The following is a 23,193-nucleotide window of genomic DNA, read 5'->3' on the forward strand; positions in this document are numbered from 1 at the left end:
GACGGCGGGGGCGGTCCGGCCGCCCCGTTAGGGTCGGACGCATGACTACTCCCGATTTCATCCGCGACCTGCGCGCCTCGGCCGGACACCAGCTCCTGTGGCTCCCCGGAGTCACCGCCGTCGTCTTCGACGACGAGGGCAGAGTGCTGCTGGGTCGGCGGTCCGACAACGGGCGCTGGTCGTTGATCGGGGGCATTCCGGAGCCGGGGGAGCAGCCCGCCGCCTGCGCCGTGCGCGAGGTCGAGGAGGAGACCGCCGTCCAGTGCGTCGTCGAACGGCTGGTCCTCGTGCAGGCGCTGAAACCGGTCACCTACGACAACGGCGACGTCTGCCAGTTCATGGACATCACCTTCCGCTGCCGGGCCGTGGGCGGCGAGGCCCGGGTCAACGACGACGAGTCGCTCGAGGTGGGCTGGTTCGCGGTGGACGCGCTGCCGGACATCAAGGAGTTCGGGCAGACCAGGGTCAAGCAGGCTCTGTCCGACGCCCCCACATGGTTCGAACCCACTGGTTCCTTCTGAAGTATGGGGCGTGCCCACATGGGGGACGGGGTGGACGCTGCCTAGGGTCGGGGCATGACCTCGCCCAGCGTCCTCCAGGCCCCCCACGCCTCCTCGCTCGACCTGCACGGCCGCACCGCCCTCGTCACCGGCGCCGCCGGCGGCATCGGCCGTGCCTGCGCACTGCGGCTGGCCGCGGCCGGGGCCGAGGTCAGAGCGGTCGACCGGGACGCCGCCGGTCTCGAGGCGCTCGCCGGGAGCTGCGGGGACCTCGCGGGCAGCGTCGAGCCGCAGGTCCTGGACCTGACCGACCTGGACGCCGCCGAACGCGCCGCGGCCGGTACCGACGTCCTCGTCAACAACGCCGGGCTGCAACTGGTGCGGCCCCTGGAGGAGTTCCCGCCGGACGTCTTCCACACCGTGCTCACCGTGATGCTGGAGGCCCCCTTCCGGCTGATCCGCGGCGCCCTGCCCCACATGTACGGGCAGGGCTGGGGCCGCATCGTCAACATCTCGTCCGTCCACGGCCTGCGGGCCTCCGCCTACAAGGCCGCCTACGTGTCCGCCAAGCACGGACTGGAGGGCCTGTCCAAGACCGCCGCCCTCGAAGGCGCCGCCCACGGCGTCACCTCCAACTGCGTGAACCCCGCCTACGTCCGCACCCCGCTGGTGGAGCGGCAGATCGCCGACCAGGCCCGGGCCCACGGCGTCCCCGAGGAGCAGGTGCTCTCCGACGTACTGTTGCGCGACAGCGCCCTGCGGCGGCTGATCGAACCCGACGAGGTCGCCGAAGCGGTGGCGTACCTGTGCGGCCCGTACACGGCAGGGCTCACGGGCACCTCACTCGCCCTGGACGGCGGCTGGACCGCGCACTGAGCCGGGGTTTTCCACAGGGCTGCCGGGACGAGCGGGTGATGGGGAATCCTGTGAGCATGTCCCGTGATCACGCGCAGTCCGCCGAGACGCCGTTCCTCGAGCTGCTGGCCCGCGGCGCCTCCGCCGACGCCTACGAGCAGCCGGTGCTGCTCGCCCGCGCCGAGGGCGGACCGGCCGAGCGGACCGACGCGCTCGACCGGGCCAAGCACCTCGCGCTGCGGGTGCGCTCGGAGCTGGAGGGCCGGCGCAGGCGCGAGGCCGAGCTGTCCGCGCTGTTCGAGACCGCCCACGACCTCGCCGGACTGCGGGACCTGGACGCGGTACTGCGCGCGATCGTGCAGCGCGCCCGCTCCCTGCTCGGCACCGACGTCACCTACCTCAGCCTCAACGACCCCGACCGCGGCGACACCTACATGCGGGTCACCGAGGGCTCGGTCGCCGCCCGCTTCCAGCAACTGCGGCTCGGCATGGGGGAGGGCCTCGGCGGCCTCGTCGCCCAGACCGCCCGCCCCTACGTCACCGACGACTACTTCAAGGACGCCCGCTTCCAGCACACCGGCACCATCGACGCGGGCGTGCGCGACGAGGGCCTGGTCGCCATCCTCGGCGTACCCCTCATGCTCGGCCACCACGTCATCGGCGTGCTCTTCGCCGCGGACCGGCGGGCCAGGGTCTTCGAACGCGAGCAGATCGCCCTGCTCGGCTCCTTCGCCGCCCTCGCGGCCGCCGCCATCGACACCGCCAACCTGCTCGCCGAGACCCGCTCGGCCCTCGCGGGCCTGGAGCGGGCCAACGAGATCATCCGGGACCGCAGCGGCGTCATCGAGCGCGCCTCCGACGTCCACGACCGGCTCGCCGAGCTCGTCCTGCGCGGCGGCGGGGTGCACGACGTGGCGGCCGCCGTCTCGCAGGTACTGGACGGCACCGTTGAGTTCACCGAGGCCACCGCGGCACCGGAGTACGCGCTGGAGGCGTCCCGCGCCGACGGACACGTGGTGCGGCACAAGGACGACTGGATCGCCGCCGTCGCCGCCGGTGACGAGCTGTTCGGCGCCCTCGTCCTGCGCGGCCACCCAGGGCTCGACCCCGTCGACCAGCTCACCCTCGAACGCGCCGCGATGGTCACCTCCCTGCTGCTGCTCGCCCGCCGCTCCGCCGCCGAGGCCGAACAGCGGGTCCGCGGCGAGCTCCTGGACGACCTGCTCGACGCCCGCGACCGCGATCCGCGCCTGCTGGACGACCGGGCCCGACGGCTGCACGCCGACCTGTCCGCCGCACACGTCGTCCTCGCCGCCCGCCTCGACGCCACCGAGGCAGACGCCGACCAGGAGGCGGACGCGCGCCGCCGCCTGTGGGCCGCGGCCTCCCACCTCGCCGCGACCCGGCACGGCCTGGCCGCCGCCCGGGACGGCGGCACCGTACTGCTGCTGCCGCTGACGGACAGCGACAGTGCCACCGATCTGGCCCGCCGCACCGCCCGGCACCTGGGCCGCGCGGTCCACGAGGCCGTCACCGTCGGCGCCTCCGCGCCCGTAAGGGATCTCGCCGCCCGTCCCGAGGCCGTGGCCGCCGCCTACACCGAGGCCGGACGCTGCCTGGACGCCCTGCGCCTGCTGGGCCGGGGCGGGGACGGCGCGGCGGCCGAGGACTTCGGCTTCCTGGGCCTGCTGCTGGCCGGGGACCAGGACGTGCCAGGGTTCGTCGACCGCACCATCGGCCAGGTCGTCGCCTACGACGAGCGGCGCGGCACGGAACTCGTCCGCACCCTCGACGCCTACTTCGCCTGCGGGACGAGCCCGGCCCGGACGAAGGAGGCCCTGCACGTCCACGTGAACACCGTCGCCCAGCGCCTCGAGCGCGTCGGCCGGCTCCTGGGCGACGACTGGCAGAGCCCCGACCGCGCGCTGGAGATACAACTTGCCCTCAGGCTCCACCGGTTGTCGGCCCCGACACGACACTGACCCCCGCGCGCACGGGCGCACGGGGGTCGGTGAGGGGGGCGGCTCAGACGGTGCGCGCCCGCTCCGCACGGGAGTCGGACACCGGCCCGTCCTCGTCCGCGTCGCCGGCGACGGAGTCCACCTCCGCGAGGTCCCGGTGCCGGGTCTCCCGGGCCACCCCCACGGCGAACAGCGTCAGCACGGCCGCCGCGATGACGTAGAGCGAGATAGGCGTCGAGCTGTCGTACTCGGACAGCAGCGCGGTGGCGATCAGCGGCGCCGGAGCACCAGCTGCCACGGAGGCGAACTGGGCGCCGATCGAAGCCCCCGAATAGCGCATCCGGGTCGCGAACATCTCGGAGAAGAAGGCCGCCTGGGGCGCGTACATGGCGCCGTGCAGCACCAGCCCCACGGTCACCGCGAGCAGCAGACTGCCGAAGTGACCGGAGTCGATCAGCATGAAGAAGGGGAACATCCACAGCCCGACACCGGCCGCCCCCAGCAGGTACACCGGGCGCCGGCCGATCCGGTCCGACAGCGCGCCCCAGGCCGGGATGACCGCGAAGTGCACGGCCGAGGCGATCAGTACCGCGTTGAGCGCGGTCTGCTTGGAGACGTCGGCCGCGGAGGTGGCGTACACGAGGATGAAGGCCGTGATGACGTAGTAGCTGATGTTCTCCGCCATCCGCGCGCCCATGGCGATCAGCACGTCGCGCCAGTGGTGCCGCATCACGGCGACCAGCGGAAGCGGCTCGGCCTTCGCCTTCCGCGACTCCGCCCGCGCCAAGGCCTGCTTGAAGACCGGTGATTCGTCGACAGACAGACGAATCCACAGACCGACCATGACCAGGACCCCGGAAAGCAGGAACGGAATCCGCCAGCCCCAGCTGTTGAACGCGGCGTCCGACAGCACGGCCGTGAGCAGCGACAGCACACCGGTCGCGAGCAGTTGCCCGGCCGGCGCCCCGGTCTGCGGCCACGACGCCCAGAACCCGCGCCGCCGCGCGTCCCCGTGCTCCGACACCAGCAGTACGGCCCCGCCCCACTCACCGCCGAGGGCGAAACCCTGGACCAGCCGCAGCACGGTCAGCAGCACGGGAGCGGCCGTGCCGACGGTCGCGTGGGTGGGGAGCAGCCCGATCGCGAACGTCGCCCCGCCCATCATCAGCAGGCTCAGCACCAGTAGCTTCTTACGCCCGAGCCGGTCACCGTAGTGCCCGAACACCAGGGCCCCGACCGGCCGTGCGGCGAACCCGACGGCATAGGTCAGGAACGACAGCAGCGTGCCGACCAGCGGGTCGGAGTCCGGGAAGAACAACTCGTTGAACACGAGCGCGGCGGCGGAACCGTAGAGGAAGAAGTCGTACCACTCGATGGTGGTGCCGATGAGGGACGCGGCCACGATGCGCTTGAGGTTGTTCGGGGCCGGGACTGGTGGAGCGGTTGCGGGCGACGACATCGGCACCACTTCCTGGGGATCTGCGGGGACGGTTGTGTGTCGCCACACCGTAGGAATCCGCAGGTGAGAGGCGTATGTGGTGGGACACCATAGTTCGGAGGCGAGCTATGCGTGCGGTCCCCATGCGTCCTCACCAAGGGGCGCTTCGTCGGCCTGAAAGAAGTCGGAACGAGCGGTGCCTGCGATGCGTTGTTCGGCATGATTCGACGATGGCGTGCTGACTTCCGTGCCGGTTCGGTGCTGACTGAAGGCGCACACCGGTGAGTGCCGGACAGCCCAGCGCGGCCCACACCATGACATGCCCGGCGAGTGCCCGTTCCGGCTCCCACGTCGATTGGCACCACGACCGGCCGGAGCCTCTTCCGGTCAGCGGCGTGGTGCGCCGCCTGCCTCGTCGGCGGGCATCCGGGCGGGGTAGGGCTCGGCGAAGTCCGCCGAGCGGCTGACTCCTTCCCACGCGGTGGCTTCCGTCAACTGGCGACGGGAGTACTCCTTTGCCATGTCGACGGCGTTGACGCCGAGCAGGAGGTGCGAGGGCGGGTAGTCGCGTCGGACCGCCTCGACGATGATGCCGGCGGCGCGTCGCGGGTCGCCGGCGGCGCCGGCCTGGCTCTGCCGCATGCGCCGGTTCATGAGACCGACGGTGTCCTCGTACTCCGCGGGCACCGGCTGCACCGTCATGGAGGACCCGGCCCAGTCGGTGGCGAATCCGCTCGGCTCGACCACCATGACCCGTACGCCGAACGGTGCCGCCTCCACGGCGAGTACGCGGCTGAACCCGTCCACCGCGAACTTGGCCGCCTGGTAGGAGGCGATGCCGGGTGATCCGCCCACGCGTCCACCGACCGAGGAGACCTGGACGATCGTGCCGCCGCCCTGAGCGCGCAGGATCGGCAGGGCGGCCCTGGTGACGTGGTAGACGCCCCAGAAGTTGGTCTCGAACTGTGCGCGGAAGTCGGCGTCGTCCGTCGTCTCGATCGGTGACACGTTCGCGTACCCCGCGTTGTTGACCAGGACGTCGACGCGTTCGAAGCGGCTGATCGCCGCGTCGACGGCCCCCTGGGCGCCGGTGGCGTCCGTGACGTCGAGTGCGACCGGGTGGATGCGGTCGTCGCCGTACCGCTGTACGAGGTCGTCGAGCTGTTCCGGTCGGCGGGCGGTGGCGACGACCAGGTCGCCCGCGTCGAGGGCGGCGGTGACCAGGGCGCGGCCGAGGCCCCGTGAGGAGCCGGTGACGAACCAGACCCGCTGACTGTGCTTGCGCTGTTCCATACTGATAGCGAAACACCGTTGCGCTAATAATGCAACGCGGTTGCCCTATCCTGGAGTGATGATCGGGTCCGGATTTCAGCGCGCCCGCAGCGCGGAGGCCAAGCAGCAGCGTGAAGAGGCGATCCTGGAAGCGGCCCGTGCGCTCGGCGCCGAGCGGGGCATTCGTGAGATCACGCTGACCGACATCGCCGCCGCCGTGGGCATGCACAAGTCAGCGCTGCTGCGCTACTTCGAGACGCGCGAACAGATCTTCCTCAAGATCACTGCCGAGGGGTGGAGGGAATGGTCCGCGGAGTTGTGTTCCCGACTGGGCGCACTGCCGAGCGCCGCACCGGAGGCGGTAGGCCAGGTCTTCGCGGCCACCCTGGCGGCCCGGCCCCTGTTCTGCGACCTGCTGGCCCAGGCGCCCCTCAACCTCGAACGGAACGTTTCCATCGAGTCGGTGCGCGCCTTCAAGATCGTGACCCTCGACGAGGTCGACCGCATCGTCGCCGAGCTGCGTCGACTGCTCGGCATTGAGGAGACCCAGGCAGTGGACGTCATCGCGACGGCCACCAGCCTGGCGGGCGCCCTGTGGCAGATGGCGACGCCCGGCCCGCACATCCAGAACCTCTACCGGAGCGACCCCCGGCTCGCACACGCGGTCGTGGACGTCGAGCCACGCCTGGACCGCGTCCTCGGCTCCCTGCTCCGGGGACTGACCGACCGGTGACGGGAAGGCGGTCGACCCCGCCGAGCCGGAGGAGTTCCTGCCGACGAGCAAGCCCATGGCCGGACCGGTACCCGGCCACACGCAGGCCGGAGCGAGCAGCTCCGTCACCTGGAACCCCGCGTCGGGCCCCTCCTGCGAGTCTCCCGCAGGCATGCCTCATGCGTGGGAGAGTGCGAAGGAGACGAGGAAGCCGCTGACCGTGACCAGCCCGATGGCCAGGTGGGCGTCTTCGAAGGCCTCCGGGATCATGGTGTCCGCGATCATCGCGAGGATCGCCCCGGCCGCCACCGCGGTGACGGCGGCGACGACGGCGGGGGAAAAGGCGCCGACGACGGTGTAGCCGAGGACCGCGGACACGGTACTGGCGGCGGCGATCGCGCCCCACACACCGAAGACGTACGCCGTGCCGCGGCCCGCGCGTTTCATACCGGCGGAACTCGACAGCCCCTCCGGGACGTTACTGATGAACACGGCCGCCACCGTGACCATGCTGACCGCGCCGCCGTCGAGCAGGCTCACGCCGATCACGGCCGATTCCGGCACCCCGTCCAGGAGCGCCCCGAACGCGAGAGCCAGGCCCGAACCGCCCTGCTGGGCTTCGGAGGGCTGCGCGTGCGCGGTGTGGTGGCCGGACCTCTTCCGGTGCCTGGCACCACGGCGGGCCAGCCAGAGGTTGCCCAGGGTGTAGGCGGTCGCTCCGATGATCGTGCCGATCGCCGCGGGTGCCAGTCCGGCCTGTTCGTAGGCCTCACCGACGAGTTCGTAGGAGACCGCGGAGAGGAGCACCCCGGCGCCGAAGGCCATCACGGTGGCGATCACCTTCTGCGGCACCCGCACCCCGAACCCGATCGCCGCGCCCAGCAGCAGCGCCGCTCCCGCCAGCAAGCCCCACAGCCCCGCCTGCACCGCATCGCTCATACGTGGGCCCTACCCCGCGGGACCACGTCGAGTCCGACACCCCGCGAACGGACCGGGTGGCGAGGGCCGGAGGTTGTCCGGTGCGTGGCGGGGTACCCAGCCGATCTTGAGAGGAGAGACGTGTCTGAAGAGGATGTGAAGAATGTCTTCGTCGTCGGTCTCGACGAGGCGAACCTGCCGACGCTCCAGGCCGTACCGGGCGCCCGATCGCTGCGCTTCCACGGCCTGTTGACGGTGGAGGAGCTCCAGGACGGAGAGGTCTCGGTGCCCGACATCCTGGAGAAGGCCCAGCGGGAGCTGGACGCCTTCGAGGGAAGCATCGACGCCATCGTGGGCTACTGGGACTTCCCGGTCAGCACCCTGGTGCCGATCCTCGGCGAGCGTTACGGCACCCGCACCACCAGCCTGGAGTCGGTGGTCAAGTGCGAGCACAAGTACTGGAGCCGGCTCGAACAGCGCGAGGTCACCGACTGCCACCCGCGCTTCGGCCGCGTCGACCTGCGGGGCGACCCGCCGCGCCCGCCGGACGGCGTGCGCTTCCCGATGTGGCTCAAGCCCGCACTGTCCTATTCCTCCGAACTCGCCTTCGGCGTCGGCGACGAGGAGGAGTTCCGCAAGGCCGTCACGGAGATCCGGGACGGCATCTCCCGCGTCGGCCGCCCCTTCGAGCGCATCCTCGACCGCATCGACCTGCCGCCCGAGATGGACGGCGTCGGCGGCCGGGTGTGCCTCGCCGAGGAGGAGTGCTCCGGCATCCAGGTCGCGGTGGAGGGCTATGTGCACCAGGGCGAGGTGACCGTCTACGGCACCCTGGACTCCATCGACTATCCGGACTCGGCGTGCTTCCTGCGCCACCAGTATCCCTCCACCCTCCCCGCACAGGTGATCGGACGGCTGCACGACGTCACCGAGCGCGTGATGAGCCGTATCGGCTTCGACTCGGCGACCTTCAGCATGGAGTACTTCTACGACCCGAGCAGTGAGCGGATCAACCTGCTCGAGATCAACCCCCGCCACTCCCAGTCGCACGCCGAGCTGTTCCAGTACGTCGACGGGGTGTCCAACCACCACCCCATGCTGGCGCTCGCCCTCGGCTCCGACCCGACCATGCCGCACCGGCAGGGTCCCTACGCGATGGCCGCGAAGTGGTACTACCGCTGGTTCACGGACGGCGAGGTGCGCAACGTGCCCTCGCCCGAGACGATCGCGCGGATCGAGCGGGAGACACCGGGCGTGCGGATCCACGTCCTGCCCGAGGCCGGCCGGCGACTGTCCGACCTCTCCCAGCAGGACAGTTACAGCTACGAGGTCGCGCACATCTTCACCGGCGGGAACGACGAGGACGAGATGCGCGAGAAGTACGACCACTGCGTGGCGGCCCTCGGGCTCACCATCGACGAGCCCGACGCGGGAGCGCGACGGTAAGGAGTACGCAAGACCCATGCGTTACGTGACCCAACTGCCCCACGAGACGAAGGAAGAAGAGCACGTCGTCATTCCCATGTCCGACGGCGTCCGCCTGTCGGCGCGGGTGTGGCGGCCCCTGTCGTCCGACCACGAACCCGTGCCCGCGGTACTGGAGTACATCCCCTACCGCAAACGGGACCTCACCGCCGTCCGCGACTCGGTCCACCACCCCTACATCGCCGGGCACGGCTACGCCTGCGTCCGCGTCGACCTGCGCGGAACCGGTGAGTCCGAAGGGGTCCTCCGGGACGAGTACCTGGAACAGGAGCAGCGCGACGCCGAGGAGGTGCTGGCCTGGCTCGCCGACCAGCCCTGGTGCGACGGCAGCACCGGGATGATGGGTATCTCCTGGGGCGCCTTCGCCGCACTCCAGGTGGCGGCCAGGCAGCCGCCGAGCCTCAAGGCCATCGTCATCGCCTCGTTCACGGACGACCGGCACGCCGACGACATGCACTACATGGGCGGCGCGATGCTGTCCGACAACCTGGCCGAGGCGGGCACCATGTTCGCCTACGCCACCTGCCCGCCCGACCCGGCCGTGGTCGGTGACCGCTGGCGCGAGATGTGGCACGAACGCCTGGAACACACCCGGCCCTGGGTGCTGGAGTGGCTCCGGCACCAGCGCCGCGACGACTACTGGCGGCACGCCTCGGTCGCCGAGGACTACCAGGCCGTACGGTGCCCCGTCCTCGCCTCCAGCGGCTGGGCGGACGGTTACTCGAACGCCGTCACCCGGCTGCTCGCCCACCTGGACGTGCCCCGCAAGGGGTTGATCGGCCCCTGGTCGCACAAGTTCCCCCACCTCGGCGAACCCGGCCCCGCCATCGGCTACCTCCAGGAGGTGGTGCGCTGGTGGGACCACTGGCTCAAGGGCGTCGACAACGGGGCCATGGACGGCCCCATGCTGCGCACCTGGATGCAGGACAGCGTGCCGCCGTCCACGTCGTACGAGGAACGGCCGGGGCGCTGGGTGGCGGAGCCGTCCTGGCCCTCTCCGAACGTCCACCCGGTCACCCACCCGCTCAGCCGGCACCGCATCGAGGCCCCGGTGGAGCAGTCGCCCGAGCACGGCGGGAGGGCCGCGGCAGGCGACGTACTGACCGTGCGGTCGCCGTTGTCCGTCGGCCAGTTCGCCGGCAAGTGGGCCTCCTACAACGCGCCCCCGGACCTGCCGTACGACCAGCGTGAGGAGGACGGCGGCTCCCTCGTCTTCGAGACCGATCCGCTCACCGAACCGCTGGAGATCCTGGGCTCACCGACCGTGGAACTCGACCTGTCGGTCGCCGAGCCGGTCGCCATGGTGGCCGCGCGTCTGTCCGACGTACGCCCCGACGGAGCCGCGACCCGGGTGACCTACGGACTGCTCAACCTCACGCGCTGCGAGAGCACCGAGCAGCCCGAGCCGCTGGAACCCGGCCGGCGCTACCGGGCCACGGTCCACCTCAACGGAGTGGCACAGTCCTTCCCGCCGGGACACCGGATCCGCCTGTCCCTGTCCACCTCCTACTGGCCGCTCGCCTGGCCGCCGCCGAGGCCCGCCGAGCTGAGCGTCCACGAGCGGTCCAGCACCCTCACCCTTCCCGTCCGGCCGCCGCACCGCCCCGACGACACACCTGCCGACCCGTTCGGCGTCCCGGAGGGGACTCCGCCGCTGACGACGACCACGCTGAGCCCTCCGGAGGAACGCTGGGAGGTGCGGCGCGACCTGATCGACTACGACGCCGAACTGAACATCGTCAAGGACCGGGGCCTGATCCGCTGCGACGACATCGGCGTGGACGTCGGTTGCCGGGCTCACGAGCGGTACGCGGCGACGGCGGACGACTTCACCTCGGCGCGTGGCGAGTCGACGTGGACCATGCGCTTCGGGCGGGACGACTGGGACGTCAGCGTCGTGACCCACACCCGGCTCAGGTGCGACGAACAGAGCTTCTTCGTTGACGCCACCCTCGACGGCTACGAGGCGGGTCGCCGCGTGTTCTCCCGCACCTGGAACGAAACGGTGCCGCGGGACCTGCTCTGACGTGACGGCGCCGCCCTCCACGGCAAGGAGACCCGGGACCGTGGAGGCGCAGGGCCGGGTGGGCCGACGAGCACCCAGTAGCGGCCGGGGCGGGGTGCCGGCACGCCCGTCCGGGCGGTTGGCCACCCGCTTCGAGCAGTCCTCGTACCAGGTGCAGGTTCAGCCGGCACACCAGTTCGGTGTGTTCCCGGACGTGTGGGCGGAAGGGGGCAGTTGTGCAGGTCGACGCCCCCTCGGCGGTCGGCGCAGGCTCGCGTCGCACGTGAGGACATGGCGGATCGCGCCTTCGGTGCCGCGCGAGAGGCGTACGACGTCCTGGGATTCACGCGTCCTGGCCGACCAGGCCGTCTCCGGGCTTCGCCGGCTGCGACGGCACCTCAAGGACCGCGGTTGGAAGACCAACTCCTACCGCGAGGGCGGCGACGTCGGTGACTGGTCCCCGTACGCCGGCGGCAGCACCGTGCCGTGCGCCTTCGATCTGACCGCAGGACCGGCGACGCCGAGTGGGCGGGCGGCGAACCGACCCCGCCCTCCCTCGGGCCCGCGGCGGCGCACTCGCCGTGAGCGCGAGACAACAGCGTCCCGTCACTGCGGCTCGGTGGAGATCTGGATCAGGTTGCCGCAGGTGTCGTACCGTCGGCATCACTGAATTCATGCCGGACGCCTGGCCGCTGCGCGTCGGGGTGTTCGACGCCGCGGGCCGGCCCGAGCCGGGGCCCGGCCGGAGGTCGTCGACTTCGCGGGCCCGCGCTGTTTCGCGGGCGACGTGACCGCGACCGGGCGCGAGCTGCCGGCCGACTCCCTGCCAGGGCACGCTGTCTACGGCCATCGGACGGATTCCGGTGGACGGGTCGCCTTCGCACTCGTGCGCGAAGACCAGCTGCACGACGTGGGCCGATCATGTCTCTCGGTCGATTCTCTCAGTCGACCGACGCCTCGGAGGAGGATGAGGAGCCGGGCCCGGCGGCGGGAGCGCGCCGTTGGAACGTGGCGTACAGCAGCCACAGTGAGGGGACGAGCAGGAGGGCCCCCACGGCCAGTACCACCAGGCAGGCCGCCAGGACCGCACCGTCCGAGGCGGCCTGATGGACCGTCGTTCCGCCGACCAGCATCGCCGGGTACTGCCCCGCGCCCCACGCCCACAGGATCGCGGCGACAGCCAGCGCCGAGGCGGGGCGGGCCAGCACGAAGCGGTTGCGGTGCAGCAGGGCGAGGCCGAGGAGACCGGCGACGACGCTCAGGATGACCAGCGGCAGCGCGCGATGGGTCAGCCCGTGGAAGAGCTCGGGGGCGTCGGCGTGCAACACGGCGATACCGGCGCCCGCGACGGCGCCACTGACCAGACCGCTGACGACGGCGCGACGGGCGAAGGCCGAGGCGAGCGCGCGCTCGCCGTCGCGGGCGGCGTCGGCACACAGGTACACCGCGGCGAGATGGGCGCAGGTGGTGACCGCGAGGACACCGCCGAGGGCAGACGTCGGATTGAGCCAGCTGGTGATCACGTTGCCGGCGGCGAGACCCGGAGGGACCCGTCCGGAGGCGACCGCCCCCGCGACGGTGCCGAGGAAGAACGGCGTGACCAGGGAGGACAGGGCGAAGCAGGCCCCGAACAGCCGCTGCTGCCACAGCTCGGTGCTCGCCTTGCGGAAGGCGAAGGCGGCCCCGCGCGCGATGATGCCCAGGGCGGCGAGCGTCAGCGGCAGGTAGAGCGTGGACATCACGGCGGCGAACACGGGGGAGAAGGCGGACCACAGCAGCACGATCACGAAGATGAGCCACACGTGGTTGGCCTCCCAGATGGGGCCGATGCTGTGCTCGATCAGACGCCGCTGGGGCAGTCCGCGCCGAGATCCGCCAGCGAGCAGGTCCCATACACCGGCCCCGAAGTCCGCCCCGCCGAACAGGGCGTAGCAGGTGAGGCCCACCCACATGACAGCAAGAGCCGTGTCTGCGAGCACGGTCACCTCCGGTGCTGGCCGACTGGGCGGCGCGAGAAGGGGGTCAGAGGATGGAAGCGGCGGGCGGCGGAGCGCTCCGGGTGATGTGGACGGTGCGGGGTGCCGGGAGGCAGCGGGCCGGTCATACGACGGGATAGCTCTCGACATCCTGTTCCTGCGGTGCCAGGGGCACGGCAGTGCCCTTGGCGAGGCGGCGGAGCACATAGACGGTGGCGACGGTCATGCCGGCATAGACGATCAGCACCAGCCACAGTCCGGTCATGAGGCCCGGCGCCGGGTTGACGGCGTCACGCACGCTCATGATTCCCCAGACGATCCAGGGCTGCCGCCCGAGTTCGGTGACGCACCAGCCGCTCTCCAGCGCGACCACCGAGGCCGGACCGCCGATCGCGGCCAGCGTCAGGAACAGCCGGGACCCGCGCTGGTCGAGCAGCTCACCCCGGCACCGGCGTCCGCGCCACCAGGAGAGCAACAGCCAGGCCCCCAGGGCCAGGAGGAACAGCCCGATCCCCACCATGACGTCGAACGCCCAGTGCACGCCCGTCACCGCCGGCCACTGGTCGCGGGGCACCTTGTCCAGGCCCTGGACGACGGTGCTCGGCGAGTAGCCGACCAGCAGGGAGAGGCCGTTGGGGATCTCCAGCCCGTAGCGCAGGGCATCGTCACGCGCGATGCCGCCGAGAGTCAGCGGTACGTGCGAACCGGTGGTGAACACCCCCTCGATCGCCGCCAGTTTCGCCGGCTGGAACTCCGCCAGGAACCGCGCGGCCCAGTCCCCCACGACGAGCTGAAAGGGCGTCACCACAGCTCCCAGCGTGAAGGGGATGTAGAACCCCGCCTTGTGATAGGCGTCCCGGCGGCCCCGTAGCAGGGCGACCGCGTAGACCGCCGCCGTCAGGAAGGAGGCCACCATGAACGCGGCGAGGATCATGTGCACGGTCTGCGGCGGGCTCGCGGGATTGAGCATGGCGGCCCAGGGGTCCACGTCGACGACCTTCCCCTCCCGCAGCACGAAACCACGGGGCTGGTTCATCCAGGCGTTGGCGCAGACCACGAAGAAGGCCGAGGCGACACCCGCCACCACGATCGGCAGCCCGGTGAGCAGGTGCCGCCTGGGCGGGAGCCGGTCCCAGGCGTAGAGGTAAATGCCGAGAAAGATGGCCTCGATGAAGAAGGCGATGCCCTCCAGGGCGAAGGGCAACCCGATGACCTGCCCGAACATCCCCATCAGGCCCGGCCACAGCAGTCCCATCTCGAAGCTGAGAATCGTGCCGGACACCGCGCCCACGGCAAAGAGCACGCCCATCGCACGAGCCCACCGGCGTGCCAGGAGCTGGTGGGCGGGGTTTCCGGTACGGATGCCGTACCACTCGGCGAGCAGCGTGAGCGCGGGCAGGCCCACCCCGAGACACGCGACGACGATGTGCCAAGCGAGGGAGAACCCCATCTGTGCCCGGGCCGCGGCGAGGTCGCCCTCGGAGACCTTGTCCACGGCCAGCGCGGCGACCTGCCACGGCGCCGCGGCCAGATGATGCATGAGAGCCACGCCTGCCTCCCAACGGTGAGCCATGCCCGGAGTCACAACGCAATGCCCCGGTTTATACCCTTGAAGGTAGCGGCACTGAGCCGCTGAGCGGCCAGCGCCACGCCTCGGTGAATGCCGCGCCGACGACCGGGGCCCGGCCTGGGATCGCCGCCCCGTCCGTCCTCCGCATGGCCCGCACCGGGCGGTGGTCAGGTGAGCAGGTCGACGAGCATGTCCCGCTCGCGGGGTTCGCCCCAGGCGTACGTACTGGCCACACCAGATCGGCCCGGTCGAGCGCGAACATGCACACCGGGGACCGGTGAGCCCGGACAGCACGGCGTCGGCGCAGCCGCGCACCACGGCGCTCCGGAACTGCTCGGCAACGGCCCCACCGTTCTCGCACTGGCTCGCTCCGACGGTTCCGCACAGGCGCATGAGAGCGCCGGGGCCAAAGTGCTGCGCGGGGGGTTGGCGGACCTCGACGTCCTGCGCTCCGGCGCGGCGCAGTGCGACGGCGTGATCAGTCCGGCGTTCGGGCGCGACTACGGCAGCCCGGACGCACTTCGGCAGGCCATCGCCGAGGAGGGCGCCGCGCTCGCCACGCTGGGGCAGGAAATTGTCGGGAGCGACCGTCCGATCGTCGCGGTTTCGGGTATGCCCTGGGCGCCGGTACGCGCCTCTACCGAGGCCGATCCGCTGCCGACGAGCTTCCTTCATGCCTGCCGCAGGGGGCATCGTCTCGACCACCCGTCAGGTGGGAAGAGGCTCACTGTCAGTAACGATCACTGGTGCGGGTCATCAGGTCCGCCGTCGGCCAGGTCGGCTGCTTCCCCGTATACCGGCCAGCACGAGAATTCCCGGTGCTGGTTCGGTGCTGACCTGGAAGGGTCAGTAACGGAAAAGCCGCAGGTCGTGGCTCCGATCGAGTGGGTTGTCGTACCACTCGATGGTGGTGCCGATGAGGGATGCGGCGACGATGCCCTTGAGGTTGTTCGGGGCCGGGACTGGTGGAGCGGTCGCGGGCGACGACATCGGTACCACTTCCTGGGGATCTGCGGGGACGGTTGTGTGTCGCCACACCGTAGGAATCCGCAGGTGAGAGGCGTATGTGGTGGGACACCATAGTTCGGAGGCGAGCTATGCGCGCAGTACCCATGCCTCCTCGTCGAGGGGGGCTTTGGTGGCATGCAAGAGGCAGTCGGCCGGGCAACTTCTGCCGCAGGGCGCCTCTCGCGGCATCCGGGACTTGCCGGTCCTGCGCCAACAGGTGGGAAAGGAAGCGACGCCGTCTCAGGTGGTCACCACTGTCCCTTCCCACAGCGCACCGCTGATCTGCTTGCGCGACGCGATGTCGAGCTTCGCGAACACCTTGCGCAGGTGCCATTCCACGGTGTGCGGGCTGATGAAGAGCTGAGCTCCGATCTCGGGATTGGTCATGCCTGCCCCCGCCAAGCGCGCGATCTGCGATTCCTGGGCAGTGAGCGACGCACGGGGCTCAGGAGTTCGTTTGCCCACCGTCGCGCCGGTGGCGCGCATCTCGTGCCAGGCGCGCTCCGCGAAACCGTCGACTCCGATCGCGCTGAGGATCCGGTACGCCGTCCCCAGGTGTTCGCGCGCGTCGACGCGGCGGTTCTCCCGGCGCAGCCACTCCCCGTAGAGCAGGTGCGAGCGCGCGTGAGTGATCTTGACCTCGGTACGGCCGAGTCGCTCGACGGCCTCTCGGTACAGGGCCTCGGTCTCTTCCTCGCTCACCTGCGCGCGCACCATGGCCGCGGTTCCGAGAGCCCAGTCGGTGCCGCTGGCTTGTGCGAAGGCGTCGAGCTGCCGGGCTGCCTCGGCGGCCCGAGCCCGTCTGCCGCTGCGCACGGCCGCCTCTACCAGTTCGACCATCGACCGGATGGCCAGGCCGAGTTCCTCCAGGTTCTCGGCGCCTTGTTCCGCCGCGGCGTACGCCTCCTCGTAGCGGCCGAGCCCGTTGTAGAGCACCGCCTTCGCCCACTGGCTGGCACTGAGCACCTTGCCCTGCCGACCCTGATGCAGATCCGCGTCTCGGGTCATCGCGTTGATGGCGTGGAGCGTCGCCGCTTCTTGGCCTCTCCACGGCTCCGTCACCAGGGACACGTAGTGCGCGAGGTAGCGGCTGTTCGTCGCCTCACCGAGGGTCTGCGCCTCCGCGATGAGCGCGTCCGCGTGATCCAGTTCCCCCGCCAGCACACGGTTCGACACCAACTGAAGAAGCGCGGACGGCAACACGGACAGGGCCCCGCTCTCACGGGCGAGCTCGACCAGTCGCGTCGACAGAACCGTGTTGCTGTGGAAGTCCCAGACGTTGAAGGCCATGCGAGCGGCGAGGGGGAACCAGCCGAGGCTCTCCTCCGTGCCGATCTCCTCCGTGCAGAAGGCGTCCAGGGCGCGCAGCACCATGGGCGCGCCCGCCGCGTATCCGTCCACTGTCATGATGGACAGGCCCCGAAGGAGCAGGTTGTTCCGGTCCAGTGGCGGCTTGGAGGGCGCGGCGAGAGCCGTCGTGGCGATGTCCCGGAGCCGCGCCCCGACCGGCAGCCGGTCGACGATGAGCGCGGCGTCGAGTGCGTCACGGTACGTCTCCTGGGCCAGCCGCGCGTCCAGTGGCTCCAGGCGTCTTGCCGCCTTGAGGAGGAGAGGCAGGGCGCTGCCGGCGTTCCTGGAGGCGAACGTGATCCGACCGCGGAGCAGGTCCGCCTCGGCGAGCTGCCGCTCGTCCAGGGGACTGATGGTGGCGGCGTCCAGTAGTTCGCGTGCAGCGCTGTATGCGCCGGCCTGGTACTTGGTCCGGGCCGCCGCCAGTGTCCGGGTTCCACGAACAGCGGGGTCGGGGGTCAGCTCCGCGGCCCGTTGCAGGAACGCGGCCGCCGCGGCGACTCCGCCGCGCGCTTGTGCCCGGTCGGCAGAGCGCACCAGCTCCGCCGCCACCGTCTCGTCGGAACCGGCCGTCGCGTTGGCCAGGTGCCAGGCCCGGCGATCGGGGTCCTTGTCGGCGTCCGTCACCTCGGCCAGGGCCCGGTGGACCTGCTGGCGAGCCTCGGCCGACGCAACCCGGTAGGCAGCCGAGCGCACCACGGGATGCCGGAACCGCACCCGGGTACCGATAGTGATCAATCCGGCAGCCTCGGCCGCCGCGGAAGCCGACGTCTCGATCTCGAGCAGTGCGGCGGCCCTCGTCAGGAGCGTCACGTCGCCCACGGGCTCCGCCGCGGCGACGAGTAGCAGTTCGCGCGTCTGGGGAGGAAGCGCCCGGACGCGTGCGATGAAGCTCTGTTCGATCTGGCTTGCCAGCGGCCGTGCGTCGGGGCGTCCGAACCCGCCTGCCAGCTCCGCCGACGTCAGACCCCGGGACAGTTCGAGCAGGGCGAGAGGATTTCCCTGAGTCTCGGCCACGATGCGGGTGCGGACCCGCTCGTCCAGGGGGCCCGGGATCACGGAGTCCAACAGCGCGCGGGCGTCGCCGTCGCTCAACGGCTCGACCGTGAGCTGCGACAGTCCCGCCAGTTCGGCCTCGACGGACGACTCGCGGACGGCGAGGACCAGTCCGACGCGCTCGGCGAGTAGACGTCGCCCGACGAAGGCGATCGTTTGCAGGGAGACCCTGTCCAGCCACTGGGCGTCATCGATGAAGCAGATGAGAGGTTCCTTCGTGGCCACGTCGGCGAGAAGGCTGAGTGCCGCGAGACCGACGAGGAAACGGTCCGGTGGAGACCCCGAGCTCAGGCCGAACGCCGTGCCGAGTGCCTCGCGCTGAGGGTCAGGCAGGCGACCGAGATGGTCCAGGAAAGGCGCGCACAACTGGTGCAGGCCCCCGTAGGCCAGCTCCATCTCCGACTCGATGCCCACAGCTCTGGCGGTCCGGCATCCCTGCGCGCTGGTGCGTCCGAAGTCGAGCAACGCCGTCTTTCCGATGCCCACCTCGCCACGCAGGACCAGAACGGAGCTGTGGCCGGCCTGCACCGTCGCGATGAGCTGGTCCAGTCTGGAGCACTCGGCCTGCCGCCCCTTCAGGCGTACCTGAGGACTCTCGCTCACCATGCTCTCCGTCCCCGCCGACAGTTCCTCCACGACAGTCGATCACCGAGTGACACTGTTGTGTTTGTCGGCGCCGCGCTGCAGAGCTCGGCACATATTACTCTCCTGCCACCCTCCCGCTTCCGGCGCAGACCTTCGGAACGGGTGCACCACGGGGAATGGGACGCCGCACCTTGATGCTGTCGGACGGGCCGACGCAACGCGGAGAGAACAGTGTCTCCAGCGGCGTGAGGTCTCCCTTCCGGGCAGCCCTCACGAAAGCCTTGAGCAGTCGGCGGTGCTCATCGGTGTCTGCGGTCATCCGCTGGTCGGAAAGGAGGTGTCTGCGCGCTCGGCTCACGATCTGGCGTACGTTGACCGGGGTGAGGCGCAGCATCTCGGCGATGTCGGCGTAGGTGTAGTCGAAAGCCTCCCGCAGGATGTACGCGGCCCGCTCCTGCGGTGTCAGCTTCTCCAGTACGAGGAGGAGGGCGAATTCGAGGGCCTCGGCCCGCTGTGCACCGGCCTCGGGGTCGTTGCTCGTGTCCACGGGTTCGGGCAGCCAGGGACCGATGTACGTCTCGCGCCGGACCCGGGCGGACTGGGCCACGTTGATGGCCAGGCGAGCGGTGGCACTCGACAAGAACGCCGCCGGGCTGCGAACTGCCGAACGGTCGGTCCCCTGCCAGCGAAGCCACACCTCCTGAACGATGTCCTCGGCCTCCACCGTGCTGCCGAGAACGCGGTAGGCGATGCCGAAGAGTCGTGGCCGGAGCTGTTCGAAGATCGAAAGCGCCTCGTCCAAGGTGTCCTCGCTGGGGGACGGGTCGGGATGCATGAGCCTGCTGACTCCGTTCGTGCGGGTGGGTGCCTGTGGGACGCGCTGACGCAGGGGGACATCCGGCGTGGTCGAGACCTGGGCCGCGTGCGATTGCGGCAATTTCCGGTGGGGTCGTCCCACAGTCGCGTGCCGGGGCGCTCCGTGGCGCCCCGGGGAGTGCCTGGTCGACACCCTGGTCTCCCGGGTGCGCACCCCAGTGGTTCACCGTTCCGTGCCTGGTTGGTTACGTAATGTGCGCGGTTGCCGGCGGCACGGACCGACCGGGTCGGCTCCCCGGACTCCCTGGCTGGGCTTCGGGCGGTGGTGCATGATAGGGAGACTTCAAATCGAACGGGATGTAGCCCCCTGAGCTGCGCGGTGGTGGTGGATGTCGAGCAGTGCACCTCGGCGCGGCATGCTTGGCCGACACCACGAGCGGGGTGTGCTGGACGAGGTCCTCGGTGATGCCCGAGCGGGTCGGAGCCGGGTAGTGGTCCTGCGCGGCGAACCGGGGGTCGGAAAGTCGACCCTCCTGGATCACCTGGCGGAGAACGCTTCAGGCTTTCGAATACTTCGCGCTGTCGGCGTCGAATCCGAGATGGAGCTTGCCTTCGCGGGTCTGCACCAGCTGTGCATGCCGTTGACGAGCCGCATCGATCGACTTCCCGGCCCGCAGCAGGAGGCCCTGGCTGTTGCGTTCGGACTGCGGGGCGGGGATGCCGCGGACCGGTTCATGGTGGGACTGGCCGTCCTCGGCATGCTGGCCGAGGCGGCGGAGGAGCAACCGCTGCTCTGCCTGCTGGACGATGCTCAGTGGCTTGACCGGATCTCCGCGCAGAGCCTGGCCTTCGTGGCTCGAAGACTGCTCGCGGAACGCGTGGCGCTGGCCATCTCCGTGCGTACCCCGCCCGTCGATCCGCAGCATGATCCCTGGACGGCGCTGCCGGAACTCGAGGTCCGCGGGCTGCGCGACGACGAAGCGCGTACGTTGCTCGACTCCGTGATGCCCGGCCGGCTGGACGAGCGCGTTCGGGAGCGCATCATCGCCGAGACTCGTGGAAATCCCCTGGCGCTGCTGGAACTGACGCGGGGGTTGAGCACGGCGGAGCTGGCCGGTGGCTTCGGGCGTCCCGACGCCCGGCCGCTGGCGAGCCAGATCGAGCAGAGCTTCGTGCGACGCATCGGGGGTCTGTCGGACGCGGCTCAGCGGCTGCTGCTGGCGGCAGCCGCCGAGCCGGTGGGGGACGTGCCCTTGTTGCGGCGTGCCGCCGAGCGGCTTGACATCGGGGCGGACGCCGAGGGAGCGGCGCAGGAATCGGGGCTCGTCGAATTCGGCACGCGGGTGCGCTTTCGGCACCCGTTGGTTCGTTCGGCGGCCTACCGCTCGGCTCACCCCGGAGAACGCAGGACCGTGCATCGCGCCCTTGCCGAGGCGACGGCTTCGGAGTTCGACACTGATCGCCGAGCCTGGCACCGTGCTCACGCGGCGGTCGAACCGGACGAGACGATCGCCGACGACTTGGAACGCTCGGCAGGCCGGGCGCACGCTCGTGGCGGTATCGCGGCTGCCGCCGCCTTTCTGAGGCGCGCGGCCGAGTTGACGCCTGATCCGGGCAGACGGGGAGCGAGGTCGCTGGCCGCGGCGCGAGCCTCCTTCGAAGCCGGTGCTCCCGAGGTCGCGCTCGAACTTCTCGCCGCGGCGGAGGCCCAACCGCTGGACGGGAGCGGGCAGACAGCGCTCGCCACGCTCCGCGCTCAGGTGGCGTTCGCCCGCAGACGCGGAGGGGAGGCCCTGCCGATGCTGCTCGAAGCGGCGGGGCGGCTGGAGGAGGTCGACGCGGGACAGGCGCGCGAGACGTACCTGGAAGCGGTCGGAGCGGCCGTTTTCGCCGGCCGTCTCGGCGGCCGCCCGGGAGTGCGCGAGGTGGCCGAGGCGGCACTCGCCGCGCCGGGCGGGCCGCAACCGTCGCGGCTGGCGGACGGTCTGTTGGACGGTTTGGCGACGTGGTTCGCCGTCAGCCGCGACGAGGGCGCGTCACTCCTCAAACCCGTGTTGCTCGCTCTGCGCACCGGGGCCGCGCAGGGGGACGACGTCATGCGCTGGCTCTGGATAGCCTGGCTGGTCGCCGGTGACATGTGGGACGACGAGACGTGGCACTCGCTCACCGATCACGCCGTACGCGCGGCTCGAACCGTCGGCGCGCTCAACGTCCTTCCTCTGGCACTCTCCTACCGTGCGGCCGTCCACGTGCACGCGGGGGAGTTCGACCACGCCTCCGCGTTGGTCAACGAGTCCGGCAACCTCATCGAGGTGACCGGTAACTCGCCTCTCGGGTACGCCCCGCTGCTCCTGCTGGCGTGGCGTGGCGAGGACCCCCGAGCGGCGGAACTCATCGAGGCCGGCGCCCGGGAGGCGGCGTCGTGGGGGGAGGGCAGGGCGACCGGCCTGGCCCACTACCTGCTCGCCGTGCTGTACAACGGCCTCGGTCGGCACGAGGAGGCCCTGGACAGTGCCGAACGGGGGGCGAAGTACGAGGACTTGGCGGTCGTTGGTTTTTCCCTCATGGAACTTGTCGAGGCCGGTGCCCTTGGTGGGAGACCGGAAGCCGCGGCGACAGCGCTGCGCCGGCTGGAGGAGCACGCCGGCGCCGGCGGAACGCAGTGGGCTCTGGGCATCCTGGCCCGGTCGCGAGCTCTGCTCAGCGACGGTCAAACCGCCGACCTGCTGTACCAGGAAGCCATCGAGCGTCTGCGGCACAGCCGAGTCAACGTCCACCTCGCGCGCACCCATCTCGTGTACGGCGAATGGTTGCGCCGTGCGAATCGCCGCGGCGAGGCGCGTGAACACCTGCGCCTCGCCTTCGACATGCTGCACGGTTTCGGAGCGAGTGCCTTCGCGGAACGCGCGCGTCGCGGACTGAGTGCACTCGGCGAATCCGTGCGTCAGCGGGAGACCGACGCGTACGAGGCCCTCACCGCGCAGGAAGCCCACATCGCCCGGCTGGCCGCCGTGGGGAGGACGAACGTGGAGATCGGCGCCGAACTGTTCATCAGCCCACGCACCGTCGAATGGCATTTGCGCAAGGTGTTCACCAAGCTCGACGTGGATTCACGTACCCGGCTCGGCGCGGTGCTGGGGCGTCTGTGACGACAGCGGCCCGCCTCCTTCAACGGATGTACGGTGAATCGAGGCCGGATTCCCCGCCGAGGACCCCGGCAAGGAAACGGTCCACGTCGCACCTGGCCATCTCCGAGCCGGCCGGAACGCTGCGGTAGGTGTGATCGAGCCACTCCTCCAGCGGCCGGGCGGACATCTCGAAGACAACCGTGGCCTCCTCCGACGTGAGCTGCATCCAGACCGTCGTCTGTTCGCCGATGTACGTCGGCCAGACCTGGACGTCGCCGGTGCCGCTCACGGAGCGGAGCCCCTGGTGCAGAACGTCCCGCCCCACGTACCAGGTGATCCGAGGGCCGTGCGTCACGAGAAAGGTGAGACGGACGAGCAGAGGAGATGCGGGATCGTATCGGAATTCGGCTCGAACGTCCTCCCATGCCACGCCGTCCCGCATGCGGTGCAGAGTGAGGAAGAGGTCCTGCGAAACCGAACGTGGTGATTGCACGTTTCCGTGGTTGCTGTTCATGGCGCAACTCCTTTCTGTCTGATGTCGAATCGCCTCGTCCGTTG

14 protein-coding genes and 1 pseudogene are annotated in these 23,193 nt (G+C 70.6%); 7 read left to right on the forward strand and 8 right to left on the reverse strand.

Annotated features, from left to right (window positions below; all coding sequences use genetic code 11):
* The first annotated feature begins 41 nt into the window (after positions 1–41).
* From Sru02f_RS14710 to Sru02f_RS14720, 3 genes are read left to right on the forward strand one after another with little or no spacing between them, the layout of a single operon-like run.
* Positions 42–521 carry an NUDIX hydrolase gene (locus Sru02f_RS14710; protein WP_109030470.1) on the forward strand — a complete coding sequence of 160 codons (480 nt, stop codon included), beginning with the start codon at positions 42–44 and terminating at the stop codon, positions 519–521.
* A gap of 54 nt (positions 522–575) precedes the next feature.
* Positions 576–1,376 carry a 3-hydroxybutyrate dehydrogenase gene (locus Sru02f_RS14715; RefSeq protein ID WP_109030471.1) on the forward strand — a complete coding sequence of 267 codons (801 nt, stop codon included), beginning with the start codon at positions 576–578 and terminating at the stop codon, positions 1,374–1,376.
* 56 nt (positions 1,377–1,432) lie between these two features.
* Positions 1,433–3,337, forward strand: a complete 1,905-nt coding sequence (locus Sru02f_RS14720; protein ID WP_109030472.1) for a helix-turn-helix domain-containing protein — start codon at positions 1,433–1,435, stop codon at positions 3,335–3,337.
* Positions 3,338–3,380: 43 nt separating this feature from the next.
* Here the strand turns inward: Sru02f_RS14720 and Sru02f_RS14725 are convergent, their stop codons facing one another.
* Both Sru02f_RS14725 and Sru02f_RS14730 read right to left on the reverse strand, forming a co-directional pair.
* The gene (locus Sru02f_RS14725; protein ID WP_174855025.1) at positions 3,381–4,775 is read right to left on the reverse strand and encodes an MFS transporter; all 1,395 of its coding nucleotides are present in this window, start codon (positions 4,773–4,775) and stop codon (positions 3,381–3,383) included.
* 366 nt (positions 4,776–5,141) lie between these two features.
* Positions 5,142–6,047, reverse strand: coding sequence for an SDR family NAD(P)-dependent oxidoreductase (locus tag Sru02f_RS14730; protein ID WP_109030474.1), 906 nt, complete (start codon positions 6,045–6,047; stop codon positions 5,142–5,144).
* Between the two features lie 58 nt (positions 6,048–6,105).
* Between Sru02f_RS14730 and Sru02f_RS14735 the strand changes: the two genes are divergently transcribed.
* On the forward strand, positions 6,106–6,759 hold the full coding sequence (locus tag Sru02f_RS14735; RefSeq protein ID WP_167469372.1) for a TetR/AcrR family transcriptional regulator: 654 nt from the start codon (positions 6,106–6,108) through the stop codon (positions 6,757–6,759).
* 156 nt (positions 6,760–6,915) lie between these two features.
* On the opposite strand, the gene Sru02f_RS14740 is transcribed toward Sru02f_RS14735, so the two are convergent.
* Entirely contained in the window at positions 6,916–7,677 is a 762-nt protein-coding gene (locus Sru02f_RS14740; protein ID WP_109030476.1) for a ZIP family metal transporter, read from the reverse strand.
* A 120-nt stretch (positions 7,678–7,797) separates the two neighbouring features.
* Here Sru02f_RS14740 and Sru02f_RS14745 point away from each other — a divergent pair, with 120 nt between their 5' ends.
* Together Sru02f_RS14745 and Sru02f_RS14750 are read left to right on the forward strand one after the other, a co-directional pair.
* Complete coding sequence (locus tag Sru02f_RS14745; RefSeq protein ID WP_109030477.1) at positions 7,798–9,102, forward strand: ATP-grasp domain-containing protein; 1,305 nt, start codon at positions 7,798–7,800, stop codon at positions 9,100–9,102.
* Between the two features lie 16 nt (positions 9,103–9,118).
* Positions 9,119–11,167, forward strand: a complete 2,049-nt coding sequence (locus tag Sru02f_RS14750; protein WP_109030478.1) for a CocE/NonD family hydrolase — start codon at positions 9,119–9,121, stop codon at positions 11,165–11,167.
* Between the two features lie 920 nt (positions 11,168–12,087).
* Here the strand turns inward: Sru02f_RS14750 and Sru02f_RS14755 are convergent.
* From Sru02f_RS14755 to Sru02f_RS14770, 4 genes and pseudogenes are all read right to left on the reverse strand, one after another.
* On the reverse strand, positions 12,088–13,125 hold the full coding sequence (locus Sru02f_RS14755) for a cytochrome d ubiquinol oxidase subunit II (protein ID WP_109031419.1): 1,038 nt from the start codon (positions 13,123–13,125) through the stop codon (positions 12,088–12,090).
* 121 nt (positions 13,126–13,246) lie between these two features.
* Positions 13,247–14,662: a cytochrome ubiquinol oxidase subunit I gene (locus tag Sru02f_RS14760; protein ID WP_109030479.1), complete on the reverse strand. Its 1,416-nt coding sequence runs from the start codon at positions 14,660–14,662 to the stop codon at positions 13,247–13,249.
* Between the two features lie 1,278 nt (positions 14,663–15,940).
* Entirely contained in the window at positions 15,941–18,712 is a 2,772-nt protein-coding gene (locus tag Sru02f_RS14765) for a helix-turn-helix transcriptional regulator (protein ID WP_109031420.1), read from the reverse strand.
* Positions 18,713–18,875: 163 nt separating this feature from the next.
* A pseudogene (locus tag Sru02f_RS14770) lies at positions 18,876–19,526 on the reverse strand (sigma-70 family RNA polymerase sigma factor); the annotation flags it as partial.
* Positions 19,527–19,923: 397 nt separating this feature from the next.
* On the opposite strand from Sru02f_RS14770, the gene Sru02f_RS14775 reads away from it, so the two are divergent.
* A complete protein-coding gene (locus Sru02f_RS14775) occupies positions 19,924–22,656 on the forward strand; it encodes an AAA family ATPase (protein WP_167469467.1) in 2,733 nt (910 codons plus the stop codon).
* Between the two features lie 19 nt (positions 22,657–22,675).
* Here Sru02f_RS14775 and Sru02f_RS14780 read toward each other — a convergent pair whose 3' ends face one another.
* The gene (locus Sru02f_RS14780) at positions 22,676–23,149 is read right to left on the reverse strand and encodes an SsgA family sporulation/cell division regulator (RefSeq protein WP_167469373.1); all 474 of its coding nucleotides are present in this window, start codon (positions 23,147–23,149) and stop codon (positions 22,676–22,678) included.
* Positions 23,150–23,193: the final 44 nt, after the last annotated feature.

Source organism: Streptomyces rubrogriseus (assembly GCF_027947575.1).
In the GTDB taxonomy this organism is placed as follows: Bacteria; Actinomycetota; Actinomycetes; order Streptomycetales; family Streptomycetaceae; genus Streptomyces; species Streptomyces rubrogriseus.

Bases quoted from the DNA above. Each gene is read 5' to 3' on its own strand.
- Sru02f_RS14710 (WP_109030470.1), top strand. From the start codon at position 42: ATGACTACTCCCGATTTCATCCGCGACCTGCGCGCCTCGGCCGGACAC.
- Sru02f_RS14715 (WP_109030471.1), top strand. From the start codon at position 576: ATGACCTCGCCCAGCGTCCTCCAGGCCCCCCACGCCTCCTCGCTCGAC.
- Sru02f_RS14720 (WP_109030472.1), top strand. From the start codon at position 1,433: ATGTCCCGTGATCACGCGCAGTCCGCCGAGACGCCGTTCCTCGAGCTG.
- Sru02f_RS14725 (WP_174855025.1), bottom strand. From the start codon at position 4,775: ATGTCGTCGCCCGCAACCGCTCCACCAGTCCCGGCCCCGAACAACCTC.
- Sru02f_RS14730 (WP_109030474.1), bottom strand. From the start codon at position 6,047: ATGGAACAGCGCAAGCACAGTCAGCGGGTCTGGTTCGTCACCGGCTCC.
- Sru02f_RS14735 (WP_167469372.1), top strand. From the start codon at position 6,106: ATGATCGGGTCCGGATTTCAGCGCGCCCGCAGCGCGGAGGCCAAGCAG.
- Sru02f_RS14740 (WP_109030476.1), bottom strand. From the start codon at position 7,677: ATGAGCGATGCGGTGCAGGCGGGGCTGTGGGGCTTGCTGGCGGGAGCG.
- Sru02f_RS14750 (WP_109030478.1), top strand. From the start codon at position 9,119: ATGCGTTACGTGACCCAACTGCCCCACGAGACGAAGGAAGAAGAGCAC.
- Sru02f_RS14760 (WP_109030479.1), bottom strand. From the start codon at position 14,662: ATGCATCATCTGGCCGCGGCGCCGTGGCAGGTCGCCGCGCTGGCCGTG.
- Sru02f_RS14765 (WP_109031420.1), bottom strand. From the start codon at position 18,712: ATGGTGAGCGAGAGTCCTCAGGTACGCCTGAAGGGGCGGCAGGCCGAG.
- Sru02f_RS14775 (WP_167469467.1), top strand. From the start codon at position 19,924: ATGCTTGGCCGACACCACGAGCGGGGTGTGCTGGACGAGGTCCTCGGT.
- Sru02f_RS14780 (WP_167469373.1), bottom strand. From the start codon at position 23,149: ATGAACAGCAACCACGGAAACGTGCAATCACCACGTTCGGTTTCGCAG.